22 protein-coding genes are annotated in these 25,704 nt (G+C 56.2%); 10 read left to right on the forward strand and 12 right to left on the reverse strand.

Features of this window, described 5'->3' with window-relative positions:
• Nucleotide 1 precedes the first annotated feature (1 nt).
• The 3 genes from sapF to AC6I8E_RS09910 all read left to right on the forward strand — a co-directional run bounded on the left by sapF (nucleotide 2) and on the right by AC6I8E_RS09910 (nucleotide 3,065).
• Nucleotides 2-805, forward strand: a complete 804-nt coding sequence (sapF, locus tag AC6I8E_RS09900) for a putrescine export ABC transporter ATP-binding protein SapF (protein ID WP_013357993.1) — start codon at nucleotides 2-4, stop codon at nucleotides 803-805.
• A gap of 141 nt (nucleotides 806-946) precedes the next feature.
• The gene (gene fabI / locus AC6I8E_RS09905; protein ID WP_010244547.1) at nucleotides 947-1,735 is read left to right on the forward strand and encodes an enoyl-ACP reductase FabI; all 789 of its coding nucleotides are present in this window, start codon (nucleotides 947-949) and stop codon (nucleotides 1,733-1,735) included.
• Between the two features lie 217 nt (nucleotides 1,736-1,952).
• Complete coding sequence (locus tag AC6I8E_RS09910; protein WP_497823936.1) at nucleotides 1,953-3,065, forward strand: CMD domain-containing protein; 1,113 nt, start codon at nucleotides 1,953-1,955, stop codon at nucleotides 3,063-3,065.
• A gap of 6 nt (nucleotides 3,066-3,071) precedes the next feature.
• Here AC6I8E_RS09910 and AC6I8E_RS09915 read toward each other — a convergent pair whose 3' ends face one another.
• The 4 genes from AC6I8E_RS09915 to AC6I8E_RS09930 form a co-directional block, all read right to left on the reverse strand.
• Nucleotides 3,072-3,968 carry a LysR family transcriptional regulator gene (locus tag AC6I8E_RS09915; protein WP_041456880.1) on the reverse strand — a complete coding sequence of 299 codons (897 nt, stop codon included), beginning with the start codon at nucleotides 3,966-3,968 and terminating at the stop codon, nucleotides 3,072-3,074.
• A gap of 199 nt (nucleotides 3,969-4,167) precedes the next feature.
• Nucleotides 4,168-4,890: a YoaK family protein gene (locus tag AC6I8E_RS09920; RefSeq protein ID WP_013357996.1), complete on the reverse strand. Its 723-nt coding sequence runs from the start codon at nucleotides 4,888-4,890 to the stop codon at nucleotides 4,168-4,170.
• A gap of 152 nt (nucleotides 4,891-5,042) precedes the next feature.
• Entirely contained in the window at nucleotides 5,043-6,587 is a 1,545-nt protein-coding gene (locus AC6I8E_RS09925; protein WP_033783230.1) for a methyl-accepting chemotaxis protein, read from the reverse strand.
• Nucleotides 6,588-6,772: 185 nt separating this feature from the next.
• Nucleotides 6,773-8,359: a PTS transporter subunit EIIC gene (locus AC6I8E_RS09930; RefSeq protein WP_497823937.1), complete on the reverse strand. Its 1,587-nt coding sequence runs from the start codon at nucleotides 8,357-8,359 to the stop codon at nucleotides 6,773-6,775.
• 261 nt (nucleotides 8,360-8,620) lie between these two features.
• Here AC6I8E_RS09930 and AC6I8E_RS09935 point away from each other — a divergent pair, with 261 nt between their 5' ends.
• From AC6I8E_RS09935 to pdeR, 5 genes are all read left to right on the forward strand, one after another.
• Nucleotides 8,621-10,924, forward strand: coding sequence for an FdhF/YdeP family oxidoreductase (locus tag AC6I8E_RS09935; protein WP_110330353.1), 2,304 nt, complete (start codon nucleotides 8,621-8,623; stop codon nucleotides 10,922-10,924).
• 112 nt (nucleotides 10,925-11,036) lie between these two features.
• Complete coding sequence (locus tag AC6I8E_RS09940; RefSeq protein WP_497823938.1) at nucleotides 11,037-12,971, forward strand: exoribonuclease II; 1,935 nt, start codon at nucleotides 11,037-11,039, stop codon at nucleotides 12,969-12,971.
• Between the two features lie 200 nt (nucleotides 12,972-13,171).
• Nucleotides 13,172-15,241, forward strand: a complete 2,070-nt coding sequence (locus tag AC6I8E_RS09945; RefSeq protein ID WP_497823939.1) for a carbon starvation CstA family protein — start codon at nucleotides 13,172-13,174, stop codon at nucleotides 15,239-15,241.
• Nucleotides 15,234-15,524, forward strand: coding sequence for a YbdD/YjiX family protein (locus AC6I8E_RS09950; RefSeq protein WP_013358002.1), 291 nt, complete (start codon nucleotides 15,234-15,236; stop codon nucleotides 15,522-15,524). Before AC6I8E_RS09945 ends, AC6I8E_RS09950 begins: the two co-directional genes overlap by 8 nt.
• Nucleotides 15,525-15,683: 159 nt before the next feature.
• A complete protein-coding gene (gene pdeR, locus AC6I8E_RS09955; protein WP_013358003.1) occupies nucleotides 15,684-17,669 on the forward strand; it encodes a cyclic di-GMP phosphodiesterase in 1,986 nt (661 codons plus the stop codon).
• Nucleotides 17,670-17,681: 12 nt separating this feature from the next.
• Here the strand turns inward: pdeR and AC6I8E_RS09960 are convergent, their stop codons facing one another.
• The 3 genes from AC6I8E_RS09960 to araD form a co-directional block, all read right to left on the reverse strand.
• Nucleotides 17,682-18,548 carry a crotonase/enoyl-CoA hydratase family protein gene (locus AC6I8E_RS09960; RefSeq protein WP_003853843.1) on the reverse strand — a complete coding sequence of 289 codons (867 nt, stop codon included), beginning with the start codon at nucleotides 18,546-18,548 and terminating at the stop codon, nucleotides 17,682-17,684.
• A 145-nt stretch (nucleotides 18,549-18,693) separates the two neighbouring features.
• Nucleotides 18,694-19,677 carry a 2-keto-3-deoxygluconate transporter gene (gene kdgT, locus AC6I8E_RS09965; protein WP_013358004.1) on the reverse strand — a complete coding sequence of 328 codons (984 nt, stop codon included), beginning with the start codon at nucleotides 19,675-19,677 and terminating at the stop codon, nucleotides 18,694-18,696.
• A gap of 217 nt (nucleotides 19,678-19,894) precedes the next feature.
• Nucleotides 19,895-20,593: an L-ribulose-5-phosphate 4-epimerase gene (gene araD, locus AC6I8E_RS09970; protein WP_033783235.1), complete on the reverse strand. Its 699-nt coding sequence runs from the start codon at nucleotides 20,591-20,593 to the stop codon at nucleotides 19,895-19,897.
• Nucleotides 20,594-20,941: 348 nt separating this feature from the next.
• On the opposite strand from araD, the gene osmB reads away from it, so the two are divergent.
• Entirely contained in the window at nucleotides 20,942-21,157 is a 216-nt protein-coding gene (osmB, locus tag AC6I8E_RS09975; protein ID WP_003853848.1) for an osmotically-inducible lipoprotein OsmB, read from the forward strand.
• A gap of 78 nt (nucleotides 21,158-21,235) precedes the next feature.
• On the opposite strand, the gene yciH is transcribed toward osmB, so the two are convergent.
• The 5 genes from yciH to pgpB form a co-directional block, all read right to left on the reverse strand.
• On the reverse strand, nucleotides 21,236-21,559 hold the full coding sequence (gene yciH / locus AC6I8E_RS09980; protein ID WP_201251837.1) for a stress response translation initiation inhibitor YciH: 324 nt from the start codon (nucleotides 21,557-21,559) through the stop codon (nucleotides 21,236-21,238).
• A complete protein-coding gene (gene pyrF / locus AC6I8E_RS09985; protein ID WP_497823940.1) occupies nucleotides 21,559-22,278 on the reverse strand; it encodes an orotidine-5'-phosphate decarboxylase in 720 nt (239 codons plus the stop codon). The genes yciH and pyrF overlap by 1 nt, the downstream gene beginning before the upstream one ends.
• Before the next feature lie 197 nt (nucleotides 22,279-22,475).
• Complete coding sequence (gene lapB / locus AC6I8E_RS09990; protein ID WP_013358008.1) at nucleotides 22,476-23,645, reverse strand: lipopolysaccharide assembly protein LapB; 1,170 nt, start codon at nucleotides 23,643-23,645, stop codon at nucleotides 22,476-22,478.
• A 6-nt stretch (nucleotides 23,646-23,651) separates the two neighbouring features.
• Nucleotides 23,652-23,960, reverse strand: a complete 309-nt coding sequence (locus AC6I8E_RS09995) for a LapA family protein (protein WP_013358009.1) — start codon at nucleotides 23,958-23,960, stop codon at nucleotides 23,652-23,654.
• Between the two features lie 134 nt (nucleotides 23,961-24,094).
• Nucleotides 24,095-24,853: a phosphatidylglycerophosphatase B gene (gene pgpB / locus AC6I8E_RS10000; protein WP_013358010.1), complete on the reverse strand. Its 759-nt coding sequence runs from the start codon at nucleotides 24,851-24,853 to the stop codon at nucleotides 24,095-24,097.
• Between the two features lie 227 nt (nucleotides 24,854-25,080).
• Between pgpB and ribA the strand changes: the two genes are divergently transcribed.
• The gene (ribA, locus tag AC6I8E_RS10005) at nucleotides 25,081-25,674 is read left to right on the forward strand and encodes a GTP cyclohydrolase II (RefSeq protein ID WP_010244482.1); all 594 of its coding nucleotides are present in this window, start codon (nucleotides 25,081-25,083) and stop codon (nucleotides 25,672-25,674) included.
• Nucleotides 25,675-25,704 lie beyond the last annotated feature (30 nt).

Below are 25,704 nucleotides of genomic sequence, written 5' to 3' on the forward strand. Positions count from 1 at the left end.
TATGGAGACCCTGCTGGAAGTGCGCAACCTGAGCAAAACTTTTCGCTATCGCACCGGCCTGTTCCGCCGTCAGCACGTTGAGGCAGTAAAGTCTGTCAGCTTTACCCTGCGCGAAAAACAGACGCTGGCGATTATCGGTGAAAACGGTTCCGGCAAGTCCACGCTGGCGAAGATGCTCAGCGGCATGATCGCCCCCACCGAAGGTGAGATTCTGATTGACGACCACCCGCTGACCTTTGGCGATTACGGCTATCGCAGTCAGCGCATCCGCATGATTTTTCAGGATCCCTCAACCTCACTGAATCCGCGTCAGCGCATCAGTCAGATTCTGGAATTTCCGCTGCGACTTAATACCGAACTGGATGCAGAAGCGCGCGAGAAACGCATTATCGCCACCCTGCGTCAGGTAGGATTACTGCGCGATCACGCCGGATATTACCCACACATGCTGGCACCCGGTCAGAAACAGCGTCTGGGTCTGGCGCGCGCGTTGATCCTGCAACCCAAAGTGATTGTGGCCGATGAAGCGCTGGCCTCACTGGATATGACCATGCGCTCCCAGCTGGTAAATCTGATGCTGGAGCTGCAGGAGAAACACGGAATCGCCTACATTTATGTCACCCAGCATCTGGGCATGATGAAGCACATCAGCGATAAAGTGCTGGTGATGCATCAGGGCGAAGTAGTTGAGCGTGGCGGCACGGCTGACGTGCTCGCCTCCCCCCTGCACGATCTGACCCGGCGCCTGATCAGCAGCCATTTTGGCGAAGCACTCAGTGCCGAAGCCTGGCGGCGCGAGCGCTGATTTTTGCTGCATATCGCGGAAATTGCGGGCCGATTTACCTGATTTATGAGAGACGTGCTAGAATCCGCACGTCGATTAACGTCGGTCGCTTACTTTTTAACCATGCGGCCGCCAACTACAATGACCATAAGGATTACAGCTATGGGTTTTCTTTCCGGTAAGCGCATTCTGATTACTGGCGTTGCCAGTAAACTTTCCATCGCCTACGGTATTGCACAGGCGATGCACAAACAGGGCGCAGAACTGGCTTTCACCTACCAGAACGACAAGTTAAAAGGTCGTGTGGAAGAGTTTGCTAAAGATTTGGGTTCAGACATCGTGCTGCCATGTGACGTAGCCGAAGATGAGAGCATCAAATCTCTGTTCACTGAACTGGCAAAAACCTGGCCGAAATTTGACGGTTTCGTTCACTCTATCGGTTTCGCCCCTGGCGAGCAGCTGGTTGGCGACTACGTGAACGCCGTTACCCGCGAAGGCTTTAAAATCGCGCATGACATCAGTGCTTACAGCTTCGTCGCGATGGCCAAAGAGTGCCGAGAGATGCTGAATCCACACTCTGCGCTGCTGACCCTCTCTTACCTGGGTGCTGAGCGCGCGATCCCGAACTACAACGTAATGGGTCTGGCGAAAGCGTCGCTGGAAGCGAACGTGCGTTACATGGCGAACGCCATGGGCCCGGAAGGTGTGCGTGTTAACGCCGTTTCTGCCGGTCCAATCCGCACACTGGCTGCATCAGGCATCAAAGATTTCCGTAAGATGCTGGCACATTGCGAAGCGGTTACCCCGATTCGCCGTACCGTAACCATTGAAGATGTCGGCAACTCAGCAGCGTTCCTCTGCTCTGACCTGGCTGGCGGCATCACCGGTGAAGTGGTACACGTTGATGGCGGCTTCAGCATCGCCGCAATGAACGAACTGGAACTGAAATAAGTTCTGCAAGGGCGAGCCTGGCTCGCCCTTCTCTTTACGCCCATCCTGCCCTTCCCGCCTGATTTCGCTGCCGTTATACCGTAACGCTATTAATTATCACCGATCAATCTTTTGCCCCGGACTGGCCATCAGCGACGATAAGCCTGCCCTTCGGTTTATGCATATTTTCAGATTCTGCCGCCTGCATACCGAACCCGAATTTGCAAAAGGATTGATCATGGAACAACGCCGCTATCCGGGCCATAACCACTGGTTTTACGAGAGCCAGACCAGTCCACGTACCACGCAGGCTGCACCGCTGGTGCCAGAGGCCGCCCATATCGATGACCGTTTTTTGCTGGGATGCCACGCCAGCGACGCCGTTGTGCAGTCACTGCTGCGCACGCATCAGCCGGCTCTGCTGGCGGCGCGCGATCTGGCACAGCTGCTGTTCCCCGATCGCGTTGTCACCTCGCTGACGCACACCTTAACGCTTTACGACCGCCTCAGCACCGCACTGACCGTGGCGCAGGTCGCGGGTGTGCAGCGGTTGTGTAATCACTACTCTGCCCGCCTCAATCCGCTGCCTGGCCCTGACTCTTCACGCGAGAGTAATAATCGCCTGACTCAGATTACGCAATATGCGCGCCAGCTGGCGATGCAGCCTGAACTGATCGGTGCCAGCGCCATCACCGCCCTGGATGCGGTCGGCCTGACCGAACCCGATATTGTGACGCTGAATCAGCTGATTGGCTTTGTCAGTTATCAGGCGCGCGTCGTCGCCGGATTACAGGCGCTGAAGGCCCAGCCGGTACACTGGCTGCCCGGTAGCACCGCACCACCTGATGCAGATTCCACTGGTTTTGACCAGCCAGCCCACTGGCAGCCGGTGCTAAAGCCGCTGGAGCTGCGGTATGCCAGTGCAGAGCAGCTCGCTGCCGTTACCCGTTGTCAGACGCTGCCCGGTATGCAGGACGCGGTATGGCTGCTGGCCCATGACCCATCGGCGCTGTATGGCTGGGCGCAATTGCGTCAGCATCTCTCACAGGAAAACACCCTGGCGGAAGCGACAGCCGCCCGTATTCTCGGCAGCCGCTGGGCGTTCCGGCTGCTGGCCGGGAATGAGGTATTGATCGAGGGTGTCGATGACACGAAATTAAAAGGAGAAGAGCAGCAGATCGTCGCGCTGTCGGCGCAGCTGACCCGTTCACCCGAGCGTTTCAGTGCGGCCCATCTGCAGCCGCTGATGGAGGCGGGCTGGGAACCTGAGGCGCTGTTCGCGCTGATTCAGAGCGTGGCGATAGGCAACTGGAACAGTCGCCTGTTTTACGCGCTGGGCGAGGCGCAGTAGCCTGAGCTAGACCGGCAACTGACCGCGCGCTTCGTCGAAAAAGTGCTGTGCCAGCGGAGTGGCACGGCCAGGTTCCGCTATCACCAGCGCCGCCTGGCGCGCCATCGGCGGCAGCGTAATGCCGCGCTGCTGTAACCCCTGAAGTGATGCGGGCAGCAGATGACCCACCGGCGAGACCAGCAACCCCAGACCGACCTGAGCACACTGCATCAGCTGCATGATTGAGGCGCTCTCCACGATAACCCGCGGCACCAGCGCCGCCTCGCGAAAGGCCATATCAAGATAGCGGCGGAAATAGCGTGTTGGCTCTGCCAGGCAGAGCGGCTGTTGTGCCAGTTCGTCCAGCGTCAGCGGGGTTTCTCCCACCAGCGCCGGGAAGTGGTCAGGATGGAATACGGCCTCAACGCCCTGATCGGCCAGCATCTCGGTCTGAAAATGAAGTTCCCGCAGCGTCGCCATCTCAAAAAAGCCAATGCCGACATCCACGGTGTGGCTGTTAAGCGCTTCCAGCAGCTGATCAGCACTGAGTACCGCAATGCGGTAATCGAGCTGGGGATAACGCGCCTGCACGGCTTTCAGCAGCAGCGGCAGTGCCACGCTGCACTGCGGCACCACGCCAACCCGCAGTGTGCCGTTTACCCCATGTTTCAGCGATTCCACTTCCAGCTTCAGCCCCTGATAGACCGAAACTATTTCACGGGCCCACGCCAGCACGCGATCGCCCTCTGGCGTAAATCCGGCAAAGTTATTGCTGCGGTTAATCAGCGGCAGGCCCAGCTCGCGCTCGAGATTTTTCAGGCGCATGGAGAGGGTTGGCTGTGTAACAAAACTGGCTTCCGCGGCCCGCCCGAAATGGCGTTCCCGCTCCAGGTTACATAAGTAAATGAGTTGTTTAATGTCGATGTTAATTATCCATCAGCAGGTTTAAGACTGTTCGCGTGACTGTCTCAATGGCAGTATCAATCAGAGTATAAGGCTCAATGTTACCCTGCGCGGGCTATGATCTTTTAACCGCACGGATCATCGGCGCAGTCGGGACCAATAAATCAGAGCTACGCGCGGCGGTTATCTGAACCGCAGCGATAACAGCAAAATCACCGTTTCAAACCCTCTGGTTTACTGGCTTAGTAACCAGGGCATTCAGCGCCAGGCAGATTAACCCCAACCCTATGGGCAACAGGAAATCGTAGCCGAGCAGTCGGTAAAGCCCGATGCCGGCCACGCCGCCTGCAAGGAAAGACAGCAGGGTCAGACTGTGCAGCCGCAACCGCCCCAGCAAGCTTGGCGCATCTTTCGGTGAGGCTTTGCGCCGCAACACTTCAAACAGCATCGCCAGCTCAATCCCGATATCAGTCGCCGTGCCGGAGATATGGGTAGTGCGAACCCGGGCATTGGAGATCCGCGTGACGACCGCATTCTGCAGCCCCATTAAAAAGCTCAGGCTCATGATCAACACCACACCGGGCGACCTCGGCGGAAAGTGATTCTCAATCACGCCTAGCGTCATCAGTGCGATGCCCTCAATCAGAATAACGAAGGCATAGATAGTACGGATATTCCTGCGGTGCCCGGCATTAATTATCAACGTTGAAAACATGGAGCCCGCAATAAACAGCAGCACGATCGACAAAAAAAACAGGCCAGGCCCCAGGTTCGCTTTTGCCAGATGATCGGACAGCAGCGAGACATTCCCGGTCATGTTAGCTGAAAAGAAACCGACAATCTCGAAGGCGGCGGTATTCAGCGCGCCTGCGGCAGCGGCCAGCGTGCAGGCCAGTCGGGTATCGGCGCTGTTGCTGCGGGCACTTTCTGTGCTGATTAGCATGACAACCCCGTGTTCAGTGGAAAGCCGTAATAATCCGCTCATTCTGCCGCCGTCACAAGGTGCTGAATCAAACACGCGATTCTCTGCTTTACGATACGCGTCACCGCATCATTCAGGATCCCGCGCTGCCTGGACGCCGCGCGGGAAACCAGTCAGCTGTTTGCCAGACGGAAAGTCGAGACCGACTGCGTCAGGTACTGCACCTGCTCTTCCAGTGAGGCAGACGCCGCCGCAGACTCCTGCACCAGCGCCGAGTTCTGCTGGGTCACGCTATCCATCTCGGTAACCGCCTGCTCAATCTGACCGATGCCGCGACTCTGTTCATCAGACGCGGTAGAGATATGCTCCATCAGCAGATTCACGCGGCTGACCGATGAGATAATGGCACTCATCGCCTCGCCGGTCCGGCTGACCTGATCGGAACCGGCGTGGATGATGGAGACCGATTCTGCAATCAGTCCTTCAATCTCTTTGGCTGCGGTGGCGCTGCGCTGGGCCAGGTTACGCACTTCTCCTGCGACGACCGCAAAACCACGTCCCTGCTCACCCGCACGGGCGGCTTCGACGGCTGCGTTCAGCGCCAGAATATTAGTCTGGAAGGCGATGCTGTCGATAACGGTGGTAATTTCCTCAATCTTCTTCGAGCTGGCGTTGATCAGCGCCATCGATGTCACCACTTCCTGCGAGACTTTTTCGCCGCTTTCCGCGTTTTTCACCGCTTCACTGGTCAGACGGCAGGCTTCAAACACGTTTTCAGTGTTCTGTTTCACCGTTGCGCCCAGTTGCTCCATGCTGGCTGCGGTTTCCGTCAGCGCAGCGGCCTGCTGTTCAGTGCGCGAGGCGAGATCGATGTTGCCCGCCGCAATTTCCTGCGAGGCGGTAGAGACTGAGCGGGTTGAATCACGCACCTGAAGAATAATGGCGGTCAGCGCGCTGCGCATCTGCTCCAGCGAACCCATCAGCATCTGAATTTCACTGCGTGAACCCGGTTTCACCGGCACGGTGGCATCCAGCACGCCCGCCGCAATCAGCTTGCAGTGCTCCTGCGCTTCATTGATTGGCGAAAGGACATAGCGCCTCATGAAGATGTAAATGGCGATGATGATGCCGAAAAACAGCACGCCAAACAGACCCAGCAACGTAATACCAGAGGTGAAGTGACTCTGGGCGTCGCTGTTGAGCTTTTTGGCGTAAGTTTCGTGCTGGGCCAGAACACGGTCCAGAATAATTTCATACTGACGATCCAGACGAACCACGGTCGGGATCTGATTTTTAAAACGCACCTGATCGTGCGCCTCTGCGGCCTCAATTAATGGCTGCAACCCCTGCTGACGATAGGCCTGATAAGCCTGACTGTAGGCATCTGCCTCTGCCTCTTCGCCCGGCAGACGCGGCGCATTCATATAGGCCTGGAAGGCGGCATCGGCTTTACCTGCCACGGTCCGCACGCTGTCCAGCGTGGCCGGATTGCTGGCGTCACTGCCCTCAATCTCCTTCATGTACTCCATCAGGCGGACACGCAGCGTACGGCTGTGGTTGATCGGGTCAATGACCGAGAGTACCACGCGGATCTCTTTGTTGACCGCGTTCAGTGAGTGATTGCTCTGAATCAGCAGCCAGGTACTGATCGCCACGCTGGTAAGAAACAACGCCAGCAGGAAGGAAAAGATGATGAGTGAGGATTTTTTTAACGACATTGCAACATTCCGATAATAAACAGGGTTAGTCGCTATATCGGCAAAAAGGGACGGTGCATTAGGGGTCGGCTTTTTTTAGTTACAATAAGCGGGACGGTAGTGTTCAACCTCCCCCAGTCAACAGGCGCTAACCGCCCGGAGCAACCGGGCGTCTGACCGAATGATAAACCTGAAACAGCCTGCTGCTACGCAACGCCTAGCGCCATTTTCACTTCGTTAGCGATCTTTTCGACCTGAGGACCGTAGATCACCTGAATGTCATGCTCGCTGACGCGATTAACCCCGTTAGCACCGGTGCTCATCAGCGTCTGATCGACCACCTGATTCATCTCTTTGACCCGTACCCGCAAACGGGTAAAGCAGCAATCGACATCCTCGATATTGGCCGGCCCGCCCAGTCCGCTGATAATCACCTGCGTCCGCTCATCCGCAGCAACCTGTTGCGGTTTCTCATCCTCCGACTCCCGGCCCGGCGTTTCGACATGCATCCGGGTAATCACCAGCCGGAAAGCATAGTAGTAGATCGGCGCATAGATGACGCCCAGCGCCAGCGTCCACCACCAGTGGGTTTTCGCGCCGCCCAGCATGCCGAATACAACCAGGTCGATAACGCCGCCCTGCACGTTGCCGATCATCAAATGCAGCATCGACATCAGCATAAACGACAGGCCGGTCAGAAAAGCATGCAGCAGGTAGAGCGCCGGCGAGACAAAAATAAAGCAGAACTCCAGCGGCTCGGTAATCCCGGTGGTAAATGAGGTTAGCGCACCCGCCATTACCAGCGCTTTGACCCGTTGCTTATGTTCGGGCCGCGCGGTGTGATAGATCGCCAGCGCCGCAGCAGGCAGACCAAACATCATCACCGGAATCTTGCCCTGTGCCAGAAACTGCGTGGCGGTGCGCAGCGTCTCATCGGGTATTGATCCCGGATGGGTCAGCGAGGCATTGAAAATGTTCAGCGCACCGACCACCGTCTGACCATCGACCACCGCCATGCCGCCAATTGGCGTGAAGCGCACGGTTTCGTTGAGGATATGATGCAGGCCGGTGGGGATCAGGATGCGTTCAAAGGCCCCCAGCAGAAACGCGCCATACTGGCCGCTTTTGCCAATCATCTGGCCAATCCAGGCGATACCCTGCCCGATGGTAGGCCAGACCAGCGCCAGCAACACCCCAATCAGCGGCAGACAGACCACGGTCACGATCGGCACAAAACGCCGTCCGCCAAAGAAGCTGATCGCCGTGGGCAGCTGCTGGGTATAGAAACGATTGTGCAGCGCCACCGTGATCAGACCGGCAATTACCCCGCCCAGCACACTCATGTTGTAGGTGAAGACGCCCAGCATGTTGATGTACTCCGCCGAGGTCATCATGGCGGTGGTCTGATCCATCCCCGCCTGCTGCAGCGCGGCGGGTGTAGTAGTGGCTGCGGTGATCCCTTTCGCCGCCAGCGTGGCACTGATACCCACGTTCATCACGATATAGCCAATCACCGCGGCAAAGGCGGCGGTAGGTTTTTCCGCTTTCGCCAGTCCGATGGCGCTCGCCACTGCAAAGAAGACCGGCAGGTTGGCAAACAGCGCCCCGGCGACCTTGCGGATAAATCCAATGATTAACTGCGGCACCTGCATCTGCGCAAAGGCCTCGCCGGTCACCGCCGGGTTCTGCATCGCCGCCGCCAGCCCGAGGAAAATACCCGCGGCAGCGATGACCGAGATTGGCATCATCAACGCTTTGCCAAACGCATGGATCTGGCTGGTCAGCTGTTTCATGGAGTCGCGCCCTCTCTGATAGTGAACAGCAAGTATTAGCCTGTTGTGGGGAGAACTCCCGTTATCAGCCGGTTAAAGGCGGGTAAAATCTGACCACCATCACAATTCTGGCCGAGGCACGATAAACGCCAGCTATCGCACCATTAAGTCAATCAATTAGACAAGGTATGAGGATATCTGCAGACTTTGTTTCACCATCAGGCTATAACCTGATAACAAACACCAAACAATAATTCCTACTATAAAAAGCCTGCACTCAATATGAAATTTAAACGCCAAATCAAACCCTACCGCGCGGCTGCGGGCGGCTGGGGTTCACTGGAAGCCACCACGCGTTTCGTTCTTGACAGCAAAGCGGCCCTGAAAAATATGCGCAATCTGATGCGCATGAACAAAGCACGCGGTTTTGACTGTCCGGGCTGCGCCTGGGGTGATGACAATAAAAGTACCTTCAGCTTCTGCGAAAACGGCGCCAAAGCGGTGACCTGGGAAGCGACACGCCGCATGGTCGACAGCGATTTTTTCGCTAAGCACAGTGTGACAACGCTTTATACCCAGAGTGACTACTTCCTGGAGTATCAGGGGCGTCTGACCCATCCACTACGCTACAACGCGGAAACCGACCACTACGAGCCGATCAGCTGGGATGATGCCTTTGCACTGATCGCGCAGCACATCAAGGCGATGGACCATCCGGACCAGATGGAGCTTTACACATCCGGTCGTGCCAGCAATGAAGCCTCCTGGCTTTATCAGCTGTTTGGCCGCCTGATGGGCACCAACAACTTCCCTGACTGCTCCAACATGTGTCACGAAGCCAGCGGCACCGGGCTGAAGCGCAGCATTGGCGTCGGCAAAGGCACTATTCGCCTGGATGATTTCGATCACGCTGATGCCATTTTTGTCTTCGGGCAGAACCCTGGCACCAACCATCCGCGTATGCTGCACAGCCTGCGTCACGCTGCCGATCACGGCGCGAAGATCGTCACCTTCAATACCCTGCGCGAGCGCGGTCTGGAACGTTTTGCCGATCCGCAGAAACCGCTGGAAGTGGTGACCTCGAAAGCCGGCAACATCAGCTCCTCCTATTACCAGCCGAATCTGGGCGGTGATATGGCGGCGGTACGCGGCATGGTGAAATCCCTGCTGGAGACCCATCGTGCGCGTCTGGCCGCCGGTGAAAGTGGCCTTTTTGATCAGACCTTTATCAATGCCAAAACCAACGGCATTGAGGCCTATCTCGACGCGGTGGATAACACCAGCTGGATGCAGATTGTGGCGCAGTCTGGCCTGACACAGGCGCAAATCCGTGAAGCGGCTGCCATCTATCAGAGCGCTGATCGTGTGATCTGTACCTGGGCGATGGGCATTACCCAGCATAAGCACTCGGTCGACACGGTACGCGAAATCACCAACCTGCAGCTGCTGTTTGGCCAGCTGGGCAAAAAAGGCGCAGGCCTCTGCCCGGTTCGCGGTCACAGTAATGTGCAGGGCAACCGCACCATGGGTATCGATGAGAAACCGGCCAAAGCCTTCCTGGATGCGCTGGGTAATCATTTCGGTTTCGAGCCACCACGTGCGCCAGGCCATAACACCGTTGAAGCGCTGAACGCGATGCTGCGTGATGAAGTCAAAGTGCTGATCGCGCTGGGTGGCAACCTGGCTGCGGCTGCGCCCGATTCACCGCGCACCGAAGAGGCGCTGTCACGCTGTGGTCTGACCGTGCATATCAGCACCAAACTGAACCGCAGCCATCTGGTGCCGGGTCACGAAGGGCTGATTCTGCCAACGCTTGGTCGCACCGAGCGCGATACCCAGGCAACCGGCAATCAGTTCATTACCGTGGAAGACTCTTTCAGCATGGTCCACGCCTCTGAAGGTATCGGTATTCCGCTGGCGGAAACACAGCGTTCAGAAACTTCGATTGTTGCGGGTATCGCCCAGGCCGTGCTGGGTGATGAGAAAGTGAAATGGCGCGAGCTGGCGGGTGATTACAACCTGATCCGTGAGCACATTGCCGCGACGATTCCGGGCTTTGCCGACTTCAACGCCAAATGCGATATCCCGGGTGGTTTCTATCTGGGCAACGCAGCAGCAGAGTTGCGCTTTAATACGCCAAGCCAGAAAGCGGAGTTCAACGCGTCGGCGCTACCGTCCTCGCTGTTCCCGACGCTGGATCAGGACGTGCCATTTACGCTGCAGACGCTGCGTTCCCATGACCAGTACAACACCACTATTTACGGCCTTGATGATCGTTACCGTGGCGTGTTTGGTCAGCGTGAAGTGGTGTTCATTAACCCGGACGATATGGCAGACCTGGGCTTCACCGAAGGCCAGAATGTTGATATCGAAACGCTGTGGAATGATGGTATCACCCGTCGCGTCAGCGGCTTCAAACTGGTTCCCTACAATATTCCGCGCGGTAACCTGGCGGCTTATTATCCGGAAACCAACCCGCTGGTGCCGCTGAACAGCTTTGGCGATGACAGCGGTACACCGACCTCTAAATCGGTGCCGGTGAAGCTGGAACTCTCTGAGGCACTGGCCGATCAGCGCATCGCCTGATAGCACCTTCGCCACACCCTGAAAAGCCGGTTCGTCCGGCTTTTTGCCTTGCCGCGCGGCGTCGATTCGCGTAAAACTGTCAGCCGCAATCAGCCAACGAAACGTAAAAATTATGTTCCAGGATAACCCGCTGCTCGCGCAGCTGAAAGAGAAGCTCCATTCGCAAACGCCTCGTGCTGAAGGCGTCGTTAAAGGCACCGAAAAAGGCTTCGGCTTTCTGGAAGTCGATGCGCAAAAAAGCTACTTCATTCCGCCACCGCAGATGAAGAAAGTCATGCATGGCGATCGTATCACCGCCGTGATCCACAGCGATAAAGATCGCGAAAGCGCTGAGCCGGAAACCCTGATTGAACCGTTCCTGAGCCGCTTTGTTGGCCGGGTGCAGAAAAAAGACGATCGCCTGTCGATTGTGCCGGATCATCCCCTGCTGAAAGATGCCATTCAGTGTCGCCCTGTGCGCGATGTCAGCCATGCATTTGAAAATGGCGACTGGGCCGTGGCAGAAATGCGTCGCCATCCCCTGAAGGGCGATCGCGGCTTTTATGCAGAACTTACCGATTTTATTGTTAAAGCTGATGACCACCTGGCGCCGTGGTGGGTGACGCTGTCGCGTCATAACCTTGAGCGTGAAGCACCTGACGTCAGCTTTGGCGAGATGCTGGATGAAAATCTGACGCGTGAAGATCTGACCGCGCTGGATTTTGTCACCATCGATAGCGCCAGCACCCAGGATATGGATGATGCGCTCTATGTGGAAGCGCAGGATGATGGCGCCCTGCGTTTGACCATCGCCATTGCTGACCCGACCGCCTACGTGCCGGAAGGCAGTCAGCTTGATAAGCTGGCGGCGCAGCGCGCATTCACCAACTATCTGCCGGGCTTCAACATCCCGATGCTGCCGCGCGAACTCTCTGATGATGTCTGCTCGCTGCGTCCGAATGTGCGCCGTCCGGCGCTGGCCTGCCGCGTCACGGTGGCCGCCGATGGCACCTTAAGTGATGACGTCGAGTTTTTTGCGGCCTGGATTGAGTCCAAAGCCAAGCTGGCCTACGAAGACGTCTCAGACTGGCTGGAAAACAGCGGCAGCTGGCAGCCGGAGAGTGAGGCGATTGCGGAACAGATTCGTCTGCTGCACCGTCTCTGCCTGGCGCGCAGCGAATGGCGTCAGACCCACGCGCTGGTGTTTAAAGATCGCCCGGACTACCGCTTCCTGCTGGGTGAAAAAGGCGAAGTGCTGGAGATCGTGGCTGAACCTCGCCGTATCGCTAACCGCATCGTTGAAGAGTCGATGATTCTGGCGAACGTCTGCGCGGCGAAAGTGCTGCGTGACCGTCTTGGCTTTGGTATCTATAACGTCCATGCCGGTTTCGATGCGACCAATGCTGAGCAGGCCGCCGCCGTGCTGGCCAATCACGGTATTACCGTGGATGCACAGGCGATCACCACGCTGGACGGTTTCCGCGTGCTGCGTCGTGAGCTTGATGCCCAGCCAACCCAGTTCCTCGACAGCCGCATCCGTCGTTTCCAGACCTTCGCGGAGATCAGCACCGAGCCAGGCCCGCACTTTGGCCTCGGTCTGGAGGCGTACGCCACCTGGACCTCACCGATTCGTAAGTTCGGCGACATGATCAACCATCGTCTGCTGAAAGCGATTATTCGCGGTGAGCAGATTGCCCGCCCGGATGATGCCGTAACGGTGACGATGAGTGAACGCCGTCGCCTGAACCGGATGGCGGAACGTGATGTCGGCGACTGGCTCTACGCCCGTTATCTGGCCCCGTTTGCGGGCACCGACCGTCGCTTCAGCGCTGAGATTATCGATGTATCGCGCGGCGGTATGCGCGTTCGCCTGGTCGAGTTTGGCGCCGTCGCCTTTATTCCGGCACCCTTCATTCACGCCGTGCGTGATGAGCTGGTTCTCAGCCAGGAAAATGGCAGCGTGCAGATTAAAGGTGAAGTGGTTTACCGCGTAACTGACGTGATTGAGGTGACCATCGCCGAAGTCCGTATGGAAACCCGCAGCGTTGTGGCCCGTCCTGCCGTCTGAACACGGCGTGATTAAGCTTTAAATCTGGCGGGATAACTTCGGTTATCCCGCCTGTTCCCGTCCCGTCCGCGTTACAAAAACGTTAAATTTGTACCCCGCTTCACACTTCTCCACTGATTAACTTTCACTTACATTCCATTACATTAAGTTTAACTCGTTGTTTTTGATCGCCTTCCCTCGGTCCCTACAAGGAGTTAGTCATGAAAAACGTCAAAACCAGTGTCATCTGGTTAGTGGTGGCGTTAATCGGCGCAGGCGCTTTCGCCATGCTGGCCCTCAGCCGCGGCGAACACGTCAACGCAGTCTGGCTGGTGATAGCCGCTGTCGCCTGTTACAGCATCGCGTATCGCTTCTACAGCCTGTTTATCGCCCGCAATATCTTCGAACTTGACGATCGCCGGATGACTCCTGCCGAGCGGCTGAGCGACGGACTCGATTATGTCCCGACCAATAAATGGGTGCTGTTTGGTCATCACTTTGCGGCTATTGCCGGTGCCGGTCCGCTGGTCGGCCCGATTCTGGCGGCGCAGATGGGCTTTCTGCCAGGCACCATCTGGATTCTGGTCGGCGTGATGCTGGCGGGCGCGGTACAGGATTTCCTGATCCTGTTTATCTCCACCCGCCGTGACGGTCGTTCGCTGGGCGAGATGGCGCGGCAGGAGCTGGGGGCGTTTGCCGGTGTGGTGACGATGCTCGGCGCGCTGGGCGTGATGATCATTATCCTGTCGGCGCTGGCGCTGGTTGTCGTGAAGGCGCTGGCGAACAGTCCGTGGGGCCTGTTTACCATCGCGGCCACTATTCCCATTGCGCTGTTTATGGGCGTTTACATGCGCTTTATCCGGCCCGGTAAAATTGCCGAAGTGTCACTGATTGGCTTTGTGCTGATGATGGCGGCGATTATTTATGGCGGTGACGTGGCACAGCATCCTTACTGGGGCCCCTTCTTTACCCTGAAAGGCACCTCGCTGACCTGGGTACTGGTGATTTACGGCTTTATTGCTTCGGTGCTGCCGGTCTGGCTGCTGCTGGCACCGCGCGACTACCTTTCGACCTTTCTTAAAATCGGCGTGATTGTCGGGCTGGCGGTGGGCATCGTTTTTGCGATGCCTGAGATGAAAATGCCAGCGGTGACCAAGTTTATCGACGGCACAGGCCCGGTCTTCTCCGGTGCGATGTTCCCTTTCCTGTTTATTACCATCGCCTGCGGCGCGATCTCCGGCTTCCATGCGCTGGTCTCCAGCGGCACCACGCCGAAGCTGGTGGAGCGGGAAAGTCATATCCGCTTTATTGGCTATGGCGCCATGCTGATGGAGTCGTTTGTGGCGATCATGGCGCTGATTTGTGCCTCGGTGCTGGATCCGGGTATCTACTTTGCCATGAACTCACCCGCCGCGCTGATTGGTACCACCGTTGAAAGCGCGTCACAGGTGATCAACGGCTGGGGCTTTGTCGTGACGCCAGAAATGCTGAGCGGCATCGCCCGTGACGTGGGTGAAGGCTCGATTCTCTCCCGCGCAGGCGGCGCGCCCACTTTCGCCGTAGGTATGGCCCACATCATTACCGAGATCTTTAACAGCCGGGCGATGATGGCGTTCTGGTATCACTTCGCCATCCTGTTTGAAGCGCTGTTTATCCTGACTGCCGTCGATGCGGGTACCCGCGCCTGCCGTTTTATGGTGCAGGATCTGGTGGGCACCGTGGTGCCCTCTCTGGCGAACAACCGCTCCTGGCTGGGTAACATGGCGGGCACCACCGTTGCGGTCGCGGGCTGGGGCTTCTTTGTCTATCAGGGCGTGGTCGATCCACTGGGCGGCATCAACACCCTATGGCCACTGTTTGGTATCGGCAACCAGATGCTGGCGTCGATGGCGCTGATTCTTGGCACCGTCGTGCTGTTCAAAATGAAAAAGCAGCGCTACGCCTGGGTGACTATTCTGCCCACCGTCTGGCTGTTTATCACTTCGATGACCGCGGGCTGGCAGAAAATTTTCCACGAAAAACCGTCCATTGGCTTCCTGGCTCAGGCGAATAAGTTCCGCAAAGGACTGGATGAAGGCGTGATCATTGCGCCGGCAAAAAGCGTGGCGGATATGCAGACCATCGTGTTCAGCAATCAGATTAATGCGGCGCTGTGCGCCTTCTTTATGTTGGTGGCGGTCACGATGCTGGTCGCCGCGTTCTTTGTGATTCGTCGTGCGCTGAACAGTGCAGTGCCAACCACCAGCGAGACGCCGGTGGCACTGCGCAACAAGGCGGTGCGTCATGTCTGATGCCATTCATCAGGGCCATCGTCCGCAGGGTGAGTGGCAGATTATCCGCTGCCACCTGACGGCTTCGCCGATGCCGCAGGCCCTCAGCTGGCGGGGATTCTGGCGCGGCCTGCAACAGTGCTTCCGCTTAATGGTCGGGGTCCAGGATTATCAAAAATATCTGCAGCATATGCGTCTGCATCATCCCGACCAGCCGCCGATGAATGAACGCGATTTCCATCGTTACTGCCTGGACGCCCGCTTCCCAAGCCAGGCGGGTAAACTGGGCAAATGCCCCTGCTGACCGCACGCTACAGCCCCGCGCCGCCGGGGCTTTTTTGTGCCATTCTTATCTGGATGGAAAAATATATTTGGTTTGCATCTTGTGCTGGCGTCAGATGATGAATACTGTTGCTAAAATAATGAGATAACGCCTGCAGAGCACTTCCCGGAGGAAGTTTCCATGACCGATGAACACGGGCAAACGTTGTTGTACACTCTTTTTGGTACAACCAGCCCTCATTGGCGTCTGACCGCGGACAGCGATGCGTTGCATTTTGCCGAAGATGAGTCATCACAAACCAATATCGCCCTGCCGCTGACCCCCGGCCAGGCCGCAATGATCCGCGCGATGCCGGTCATCACCTCAAGCATCAATCTGACTATGACCCTTCAGGGCATTGATGTGCCGATGCATTTTGTCGGACGTAAAGTGAATCAGGCTTCATGGGCCGGCACCGCCTCTGCCTGGGGCGATACGTCTGCAGTTGCCCGCGATTTAACACTGGGGCTGTCTTTCGCTGAACAGGTGGTTTCTGAAGCTAATTCGGTGATTGTGATCCTCGATCAGCGCGGCAATATTCAGCGTTTTAACCGCCTGAGTGAAGAATATACCGGCCTGAATGAGCACGAGGTTATTGGCCGTAACGTCTTTCAGCTTTTTATGACCAAACAGGAAGCCTCACAGTCACGACGCAACATTGCGGGCTTCTTCCGTGACGGTAACTCTTATGAGGTTGAGCGCTGGGTCAAAACCAAAAAAGGTCAGCGACTGTTTCTTTTTCGTAATAAGTTTGTTCACAGCGGCAGTGGCAAAAATGAAATTTTCCTCATCTGTTCTGGCACAGACATCACCGAGGAGCGACGCGCCCAGGAACGCCTGCGGGTGCTGGCAAACACCGACACGGTGACCGGTTTACCCAATCGCAACGCCATTCATCAACAGATTAGCCTGGCGCTGGAGCGATCCGAGGGGGATGAGACCGGCGTGGTTTATCTCGACCTCGATAATTTTAAAAAAGTGAACGACGCCTACGGTCATATGTTCGGCGATCAATTACTGCAGGCAGTTTCACTGGCCATCCTCAGCTGTCTGGGTAAAGACCAGACCCTGGGCCGTCTGGGTGGCGACGAATTTGTGGTGCTGGCTGAGCACACCAGCCAGGCTGCACTGGAAGCGATGTCTTCCCGCATTCTTGAGCGGCTGCGTCAGCCTTTCCGTATCGGGCTAATCGAAGTTTACAGCGGCTGTTCAATTGGCATCGCTTTTGCGCCGCTCCATGGCGACGATCGCGAGAGCCTGATTCGCAACGCGGACACCGCGATGTATCACGCCAAAGAGAACGGGCGCGGCAAGTTCTGCGTATTTGCGGCAGAGATGAACCAGCGGGTCTTTGAGTATCTGTGGCTGGATACTAACCTGCGCAAGGCGCTGGAACTGGATCATCTGCTGGTGCACTATCAGCCAAAAATCGACAGCGATGGCCAGGTCCGCAGCGCCGAAGCACTGGTGCGCTGGAACTCACCAGAGCGTGGTCTGGTCTCGCCCGCTGACTTTATTCCCTATGCTGAAGAGTCAGGGCTGATTGTGCCGCTGGGACGCTGGGTCATGCTCAACGTGCTGAAGCAGATTATCGCCTGGCGTGAGCAGGGCATTTTTCTGCGCGTCGCCGTCAACGTTTCGGCTCGTCAGCTGATTGATCAGAGCATCTACACTGACCTGAAACAGGCGCTGCACGAGGCTAATATCACCGACTGCCCTATCGATATTGAGCTGACCGAAAGCTGCCTGATTGAGAATGAAACTGAAGCGCTGAAGCTGATGAAACAGTTTCAGGAACTCGGCGCACAGGTGCACCTGGATGACTTTGGCACCGGTTACTCCTCGCTTTCTCAACTGGCACGCGTGCCAATCAATGCCATCAAACTCGACCAGAGCTTTATCCGCGATATTAACAAGCAGCCGGTTTCACAATCGCTGGTGCGCGCTATCGTCGCCGTCGCCAAGGCGCTCGATTTGCAGGTCATTGCTGAGGGTATTGAGACCCCGGATGAAGAGAAGTTTGTCCTCAAAAGTGGTGTCGATGGGCGTCAGGGTTACTATTACGCAAAACCAATGCCCGCGGAACAATTTGGGCATTGGCTGGCTAAGCATCCTGCCCGCGTTTAACGCTGGTTAAGATTAACCCGCTTTACGCAGTGATGCGCTGTGGCGGTTTTGTAACTGTACCAGGCGTTCCATATAAGCAATATCTTTGGGTTCGATAGTGAAAGCATAATCAACCCAATCCTCAGTAATATCCATCAGCTCAGCGCGTGACAGTTGCAGCACGCGCTGACGCGCTTTCAGCATCGCCCGCACGCCATTGAGCTTAGGCCGTAACGTATCGATAAAGGTGCGTGTGGCGCGGTAGCTGTCGCCAGGCTGGAAGACTTTATCCACCAGTCCGCGCGTCTCATACCACTCCGCGCTATGGGACTCCCCTTCACAGATTAACTCCTCTGCCAGCTTCATGCCGGAACGACGCGCCACCAGCGAGTAGCCACCCATGCCTGGAAACAGGTTAAAGGCAATTTCCGGGAAGCCCATCCGCGCGTTGTTCTGCGCCAGAATGAAGTGATGCGCCAGCGCCGCTTCAAATCCACCGCCCAGCGCACTGCCTTCAATCATCGCCAGCGTCACCGCGCCGGTGTCGAAACCGCGTGCTGCTGAGTGGATGCAGTCCACACAGGCACGGGCATAGGCCCGCAGCGCCTCACGGCGGTTGTTGCGAATGCACTCGACGAAGAAGCGCAGATCGCCACCGGCGTTGAACATCTGCGGCACCAGTGAGCCGGTGACCCAGAAATCGATTGGCAGACCGGAGCGCTGAGCGGCATAGCTCAGGTTCATGATCTCCTCAATCAGTTCGTGGTTGAAGCTCGGACGGGGCTGAGCGCGCAGCATCATCCACATGGTACGACGCCCTTCTTCGTAATAGGCGACTAACTGCGTGGTGTTGCCGACTTCGGTAAATAATCTGCACGTTGCTTGGTTAATAACTGTCATTGTCTCATCCTCTGTTTATATTTTGATGCGTTAAATACGCCACATCAGCGTAATGCAGAGTGAGGCCAGACCAAATGAGAGATTGATTTACAACACAAAATCCAGAGTGATCCCCGACTGGCGCGTCGGGGATTGATTAGGCGGGTTACTTAATAGCGGCACGCTGCCCGACGGCAACATGAAGACGCTTAAGACGTTTTGAATAGATGGCGGTGATGATGGGCACCAGCACAGAGGTCACAATCACGGACGTGGCAACCAGCGCCGTGGCTGCCGGGGCAACCGGTTTAAACTGCGGCAGCATTTCGGCAATCAGCACCGGTGTGGCCACCGCCGCGCCTGCCGTACTGGATGCAGCCACGCCAGCCGTGCCATCGCCCCCGCCAATCAGCCGATCGGCCAGAATAAGCGGGATGCCGGTAATGATGATGACGGCTATGCCCAGCATGATGCCCAGCAGACCGGTTTCCGCAATCACCCCAAGGTTAATGGTGTTACCCAGGGCAAAAGCGAAGAAGGGAATCAGCGTATGTACCGCTTTTCCGAAGAAGTCGCGCAACTCCGGATCAAGATTCCCTAATGCAAATCCGACCACAAACGGCAGGACAGCGCCGACAAACACGTGCGGCTCGAATGAGGCGATGCCGGCGGTGCCCAGAATCACCATGGTCATCAATGGCCCGGACTCCAGCGACATCAATACAAAGGCGCCCGCTTCCTCTTTCGAACCGTACTGTTGCATGATGGAGGCATAAAGACCGCCATTGGTCATATCCATCGCGGCGACCAGCGCCAGCGTCGATAAGCCGGCAAACATCCCCACTTCTACGCCATTTTCCGGCATCACCCGCGAGGCGATCGCCGCTACCACCCATGCCACGGCAATTTTGGTAAGCACCAGCGTGCCTGATTTACGCAGTACCGTTCCGGTGGCGCTGAGTTTTATCGACGCCCCCATACAAAAGAACCAGACGGCCAGGATGGGCACGGTGCCGGTCATCAGACCGTTGGTGAAAGAACCGAAATATTTCCCGGCCCCTGGTGAGAACGTATGGCAGAGTGCGCCGATAAACAGCGGTACGAGCATCATGCCGCCCGGAATTTTATCTATTGCCCGTTTGATGTGCATATAAATGTCACCTTTGCTATGCCAGAGGGTGGTGCTGGAGGTGCCCGAAGGCGATGCAGGCAAAATAGTGACTTGAGGTAATCAAAACAGTGATCGATTCGATTAAATGAAACACTGTTTTATTTTTGTTGTTAGGTTGTTTTATTAACTATGATGCGGATCGCCATACCAGTCTCAAAAGAGACCAAAAAAACGGGACGCTATTGCGTCCCGCCTGTTATTTCTGGCCATACCAGGCATTCTCGCCATGCTTTCGCAGATAGTGCAGGTCAAGCAGCGTCTGATTGATAGGCGGGAGGTTAGCGGTCAGCTGCTGGCTGAACAGACCCATATATGCTACCTCTTCCAGCACAACCGCGCTGTGCACGGCGGCGTGGGCATCTTTCCCCCAGGCAAAGGGGCCATGGGAGTTGACCAGTACCGCCGGGATCGCCGAGGGTGACAATTCACGCTGCGTGAAGGTCTCGATGATCACCTGGCCGGTATTCCACTCATAGTCGTGCTGAATCTCTTCATTACGCATGGCGCGAGTACAGGGGATCTCGCCATAGAAATCATCAGCGTGGGTGGTTCCCCAGGCCGGAATGGGGCGTCCGGCCTGTGCCCAGATAGTGGCATGCCGCGAGTGAGTATGGACAATACCGCCTACCTCAGGCCAAGCAAGATAGAGCGCCCGGTGTGTCGCCGTGTCCGATGAGGGTCGTTTATCCCCTTCTGCCACCTCACCAGTCGCCAGATCGACCACCACCATGTCGTCGCGCTTCATCACGTCATAGCTTACGCCAGACGGTTTAATCACCAGCAAGCCCTGTTCGCGATCAACCGCACTGACATTGCCCCAGGTGAAGGTCACCAGGTTATATTTGGGTAAATCCAGATTCGCTTCCAGAACCTGTTGTTTAAGGTGTTCCAGCATGCCTTTTCTCCTGCTGACAATCGTCCCTGAATTTTGCGGAGTCAGACGCCAAAGGGTTATGGAGCAAATGGCTATAAACGCAGAAGGAATGGCTGTGAATCGAAAAATGTGTGGTGATTTAAGAGTTTTCTATCTTCGGAATTTATCCAGAATGCTTAGAATCTTCTCAGGCAATGCGTGGACCTGTCGGGTCCGGCATTGCGCCTCACCCGCTACAAACGGTTTGTCCATGGTGATCACATTTCGATGCCGTAACGGATGCGGCAATGATGCGACACAAGCGGGCTGAGGAAATATCGGAGCTATACTAAGAGTGTTGCCTCTGTGAGCACATCAAAGGAGAAGTGTATGACAACAACAATGAAACGAATCACTGCCGTTGTACTGGCGACCACGTTAGCTGTTGCACTGAGTGGCTGTTCTAACTGGTCTAAACGTGACCGCAACACCGCGATTGGCGCGGGCGCGGGCGCAATTGGTGGTTCAGTATTGACCAATGGTAGCGCACTCGGCACAGTCGGCGGCGCCGCTGTCGGTGGTATTATCGGTCATCAGGTCCACTAAGGACCTTATTAAAAGAATAATCGGCTACGCTAAGCATCTGCATGACAATCGGGCTACTCTGGTAGCCCGATTTTTTATTCAGCCACCCGCCAGTTTGACCTTCATCCCTTTGGCTTCCAGCAGCGTTTTCAGTAAATCGCGTTTATCGCCCTGAATCTCAATAACGCCCTCTTTTACCGAACCGCCACAGCCACACTTCTTTTTCAGTTCAGCTGCCAGCAGCGTCAGAGCCGCATCATCCAGGTCGATGCCGGTGATCAGGCTGACGCCTTTGCCCTTGCGTCCGCTGGTCTGACGCTGGATCCGCACAACACCATCCCCTTTTGGCCGTTCCGCTTTTGGCTCAGGCTGCGTGATGCGCCCGCTGTCGGTTGAGTAAACCAGTGGATTGTCATTCGCCATTATTGTGTCTCCAGACTGTCCAGGATCGCCTGCAGGGCGGCGGCGGGATCGGCGGACTGCGTAATCGGACGCCCGATAACCATATAGTCTACGCCCGCCAGCTTCGCCTGCTGCGGTGTCATGATACGACGCTGATCGCCGGCATCGCTGCCTGCCGGACGAATCCCCGGCGTGACCAGCGCAAACTCCTGACCCAGCGCCTGTTTGAAGCGGACCGCTTCATGTGCAGAACAGACCACACCATCCAGTCCGCACGACTGGGTCAGCTTCGCCAGTCGCTCTGCCTGTTCGGCAGGGGAAAGCGTAATGCCCAGTTCTCGGAGATCGTCGGTATCCATGCTGGTCAGTACGGTCACCGCAATCAGCAGGGGCGCATCTTTACCAAAGGGAAGCAGCACCTCACGCGCCGCATTCATCATCCGCGCCCCGCCGCTGGCATGCACATTGACCATCCAGACGCCAAGATCGGCTGCGGCAGCCACGGCATGCGCGGTAGTGTTAGGAATATCATGGAATTTAAGATCGAGGAACAGCTCAAAGCCGCGCTGCTGCAGAGTGTTAACCAGCGCGGGACCAAACAGCGTAAACATCTCTTTGCCCACTTTCAGGCGGCAACTGCGGGGATCGATCTGGTCGACAAAACGCAACGCGCTGTCGAGGTCATGATAATCCAGCGCTACCAGAATCGGCGAAGCGGTCACGTTGTGGGGTGAAGGCATGGCATTTCCTCTGCAGTGAGCACCCGCAGGCGCGATTGACAAACGGCAAGCATTCTACCTGCGGTGTCTGGCCATCACAATCGCCATTGCCCCTCTGCCTGGCAATAAATGCACCTCTGCCGAAGCCTGCTGATCATTGCCTATATTGCATGTTGTAACTATTATGGGGTGATGTTAATTTAGTTATAACGGCCGCTTTACTGGCCGTCGAGACCACGGATGGGCTTCACTGAAGACCACGTCCGGCAGGATGGACAGTGCCAGTAAAGTGCATGTGCGGTAAAACCACACTTCTGGCAGCGATAGCGTGGCTTGGTGCGAATCTGTTCACCCACCATGTCGCGCAGCACCATCAGACTCTCTTTGGCCCGGCCATCTTCGGCTTCACGCAGATTTAAATCCATCAGGCGATGGAAGACTCGCATCGTCGGATGGCGCTCAAGCTGACGACTGATGTAATTTTGTGCCGCTTCAGCGCCCTGCTGCTGTTCAAGGATGTCTGAAAGATAAAGTTCCGCTGCCGCGCCGGTGTTCTGTTCCACACAGCGCTGCAGAAAGTCTGCCCAGGCATCAGGCTGATTGAGCCGCTGGAAACAGGTCTCCAGCATGCCCAATGTTTCACTCACCAGCTCTTTATCCTGATCCAGCACGCGCTGCAGATGACCCACCGCTCTGGCGTAGTCTTCTTTTTCCATCAGAATACGGCCCATCATAATGGAGATGCGTGCGCTGTTGCGGTCGGCCGCCTCCCCTTTCTTCAGCAGGCTCATCGCACGATCCAGATCGTCGCTGCTCATCGCCTGTAACGCCAGTTCACAGTAGAAGTGAGCAATTTCGCCTTTCTGCTTCTCTTTGCCGAGCTTAACCAGGCGTTCTGCAACCTCGATCGCCTGTTGCCAGTCACTGGTGGCCTGGTGGATCAGTAACAATTGCTGCAGCGCGCCGATACGAAAATCCGTTTCATCGGTGAGCTGCTTAAACATATCTTCTGCGCGGTCATATAAGCCCGCCGCCATATAGTCGCGACCCAGCTGCTGAACGGCAAGCAGACGCTGCTCGTAGCTCAGGGAAGCACTTTCCATTAATGCCTGATGGATACGGATAGCGCGGTCAACTTCTCCGCGCGATCGGAACAGGTTACCCAGCGTCAGATGTGCCTCTACCGTGCCGCTGTCCTCTTTAAGCATGTCGAGAAACAGATCAACGGCTTTGTCCTGCTGATTTGAGAGCAGGAAATTGACGCCCGCCACATATTCACGTGACAGCCGGTTGGCTTCCTGTTGCTTATCCTGATGCGCGCTGCGGCGGCCCATATACCAGCCATAGGCAGCCGCAACCGGCAGTAACAGAAACAGCAATTCATGCATTGAGGATTATTCCCGGCCAGCCGGAGAAGATGGCGTGGTCGCCAGGGCGGTGCTCTGCTCAATTTGCGTCTGCATACGCTTAATTTTCCGGTTGGCATTGGCCAGTGAAACACGGGTCCGTAACCAGAACAGCCCGCAGATGACCCAGCCAAGCACAAAACCTGCGCCAAACAGTGATGCCAGTAAGGTCGAGATGCTGAACTCACCCTGCGCCAGCAGATAGTTAAAAGTAATGACCTGATCGTTATGCGCGCCTAAGGTGACGGAAATGATAAAAATGACCAGTACCACTAAAAAAATCAGCAAATATTTCACAGTGCATCCTGTTGTGAGGTTATCGGGTAGAATTATGCCAAAAATCCAGCATAAATGCTGCTCCCAGCAGCATCGGGCGAGTCGCTTTTGCGCAGGCCCGACTAATAATATGGGGTCTTAAGGGTGAATTACAATCAGGGCTCCCGCTGTGCCACCTCTTTTTGCTCTTCCGGCGGTAGCGTCAGCGGGCCGCAGAAGCGCTGTGCCAGCCAGGTCGCAACGGTGACCAACAACCAGGAGAGCACGGTTGCCATCGCCAGATCGCGTGGCCAGTGCATGCCCAGCAGCAGGCGGCTCGCCATCACGCCCGTCGCCCACAGGAAAATCACCACCACAGTTTTATAATGCCTACGCGGCCAGAGCAGTCCCAGTGCCAGCAGTGCCCAGCTGGCGGCAAACATGGTATGCCCCGACGGAAAAGCAAAGCCGGTTTCAAACGCCCAGTGTCGTTTCAGCCAGCCCGGAATCTGCGTTTCATCGGCAATCAGTGACGTCACCATCTCACCACGCTGTTTACGCTTCAGCTCGTAGAACGTTTTCTCATCCAGCCCGTGATGCTGCTCCAGCCAGATCACATAGGGACGCGGCTCCTGAATCTGCTCTTTGATAAAGGATTTGGTGTATTGTCCCGCCAGAATAGTGGCGTTCATGATCAGCAGCAGCAGGATGGCGGGCTTCAGGCGAAAGCGCAGGCACCAGAGCATCCAGGCGCTCAGCAGCACACTGGTGACAATACCCCACGGATTGGTGACGGTTTCCGTCATCCAGAAGAGACCTTTCAGCAGCGCATTGCTTTCACCTGGCTGCCAGCGCCAGCCGGTAAGCCAGACGGCAACCGGCATGATGAGCAATAGCAGCATTCCGAAGGTGGTACGACGCGAAATCTTAAACATCCTCTTCCCTTATCCTGGTGTCAAATGGCAACATTTGCATAACTTTAGCTTAAAAAAGAATAACATAACCGTTGCCGATTGGATAATTGTGCTTTATCACTGCAATTGGTCTCAGAGATTACCAGCCCGCTTCCGGGTTGTGGCACAATATTGCACGTTTGTCAGGCCACACTGGCCTGTGCGCTATCATGATGATAGTGCATCCTCTGAAGGTTCTGGAGAGTCACATGCAGCTTAAACGGGTGGCAGAAGCCAAACTGCCCACGCCATGGGGAGATTTCCTGATGGTTGGTTTTGAAGAATTGGCAACCGGACATGACCATGTTGCACTGGTCTTTGGCGATATTAATGACAACGAGCCGGTACTGGCGCGCGTTCACTCCGAATGCCTGACCGGCGATGCACTCTTCAGCCTGCGTTGCGACTGTGGTTTTCAGTTGGAAGCCGCGCTCAATGCCATCGCAGAAGAAGGTCGCGGCGCGCTGCTCTATCACCGTCAGGAAGGCCGTAACATTGGTCTGCTGAATAAGATCCGCGCCTATGCGTTGCAGGATAAAGGTTATGACACCGTAGAAGCGAACCATCAGCTTGGCTTTGCCGCCGATGAGCGCGACTTCACCCTGTGCGCAGATATGTTCAAACTGCTGGGCGTGAATGAAGTGCGTCTTCTGACCAACAATCCGCGCAAAGTGGAGATCCTCAGCGAAGCCGGGATCAACATTGTTGAACGTGTGCCGCTGGTCGTGGGACGTAATCCGAAGAATGCGCACTATCTGGATACGAAAGCGGAAAAGATGGGGCATCTGCTGCCGAAGTCATAAATGAAAAAGCCGGGTTATACCCGGCTTTTT

Source organism: Pantoea sp. X-Soil-YNGN-785 (assembly GCF_059730585.1).

What these genes read in the sequence shown, in the direction of transcription:
- sapF (WP_013357993.1), top strand. Translation starts at nt 2, where the DNA reads ATGGAGACCCTGCTGGAAGTGCGCAACCTGAGCAAAACTTTTCGCTAT.
- fabI (WP_010244547.1), top strand. Translation starts at nt 947, where the DNA reads ATGGGTTTTCTTTCCGGTAAGCGCATTCTGATTACTGGCGTTGCCAGT.
- AC6I8E_RS09910 (WP_497823936.1), top strand. Translation starts at nt 1,953, where the DNA reads ATGGAACAACGCCGCTATCCGGGCCATAACCACTGGTTTTACGAGAGC.
- AC6I8E_RS09920 (WP_013357996.1), bottom strand. Translation starts at nt 4,890, where the DNA reads ATGCTAATCAGCACAGAAAGTGCCCGCAGCAACAGCGCCGATACCCGA.
- AC6I8E_RS09925 (WP_033783230.1), bottom strand. Translation starts at nt 6,587, where the DNA reads ATGTCGTTAAAAAAATCCTCACTCATCATCTTTTCCTTCCTGCTGGCG.
- AC6I8E_RS09930 (WP_497823937.1), bottom strand. Translation starts at nt 8,359, where the DNA reads ATGAAACAGCTGACCAGCCAGATCCATGCGTTTGGCAAAGCGTTGATG.
- AC6I8E_RS09935 (WP_110330353.1), top strand. Translation starts at nt 8,621, where the DNA reads ATGAAATTTAAACGCCAAATCAAACCCTACCGCGCGGCTGCGGGCGGC.
- AC6I8E_RS09940 (WP_497823938.1), top strand. Translation starts at nt 11,037, where the DNA reads ATGTTCCAGGATAACCCGCTGCTCGCGCAGCTGAAAGAGAAGCTCCAT.
- AC6I8E_RS09945 (WP_497823939.1), top strand. Translation starts at nt 13,172, where the DNA reads ATGAAAAACGTCAAAACCAGTGTCATCTGGTTAGTGGTGGCGTTAATC.
- AC6I8E_RS09950 (WP_013358002.1), top strand. Translation starts at nt 15,234, where the DNA reads ATGTCTGATGCCATTCATCAGGGCCATCGTCCGCAGGGTGAGTGGCAG.
- pdeR (WP_013358003.1), top strand. Translation starts at nt 15,684, where the DNA reads ATGACCGATGAACACGGGCAAACGTTGTTGTACACTCTTTTTGGTACA.
- AC6I8E_RS09960 (WP_003853843.1), bottom strand. Translation starts at nt 18,548, where the DNA reads ATGACAGTTATTAACCAAGCAACGTGCAGATTATTTACCGAAGTCGGC.
- kdgT (WP_013358004.1), bottom strand. Translation starts at nt 19,677, where the DNA reads ATGCACATCAAACGGGCAATAGATAAAATTCCGGGCGGCATGATGCTC.
- araD (WP_033783235.1), bottom strand. Translation starts at nt 20,593, where the DNA reads ATGCTGGAACACCTTAAACAACAGGTTCTGGAAGCGAATCTGGATTTA.
- osmB (WP_003853848.1), top strand. Translation starts at nt 20,942, where the DNA reads ATGACAACAACAATGAAACGAATCACTGCCGTTGTACTGGCGACCACG.
- yciH (WP_201251837.1), bottom strand. Translation starts at nt 21,559, where the DNA reads ATGGCGAATGACAATCCACTGGTTTACTCAACCGACAGCGGGCGCATC.
- pyrF (WP_497823940.1), bottom strand. Translation starts at nt 22,278, where the DNA reads ATGCCTTCACCCCACAACGTGACCGCTTCGCCGATTCTGGTAGCGCTG.
- lapB (WP_013358008.1), bottom strand. Translation starts at nt 23,645, where the DNA reads ATGCATGAATTGCTGTTTCTGTTACTGCCGGTTGCGGCTGCCTATGGC.
- pgpB (WP_013358010.1), bottom strand. Translation starts at nt 24,853, where the DNA reads ATGTTTAAGATTTCGCGTCGTACCACCTTCGGAATGCTGCTATTGCTC.
- ribA (WP_010244482.1), top strand. Translation starts at nt 25,081, where the DNA reads ATGCAGCTTAAACGGGTGGCAGAAGCCAAACTGCCCACGCCATGGGGA.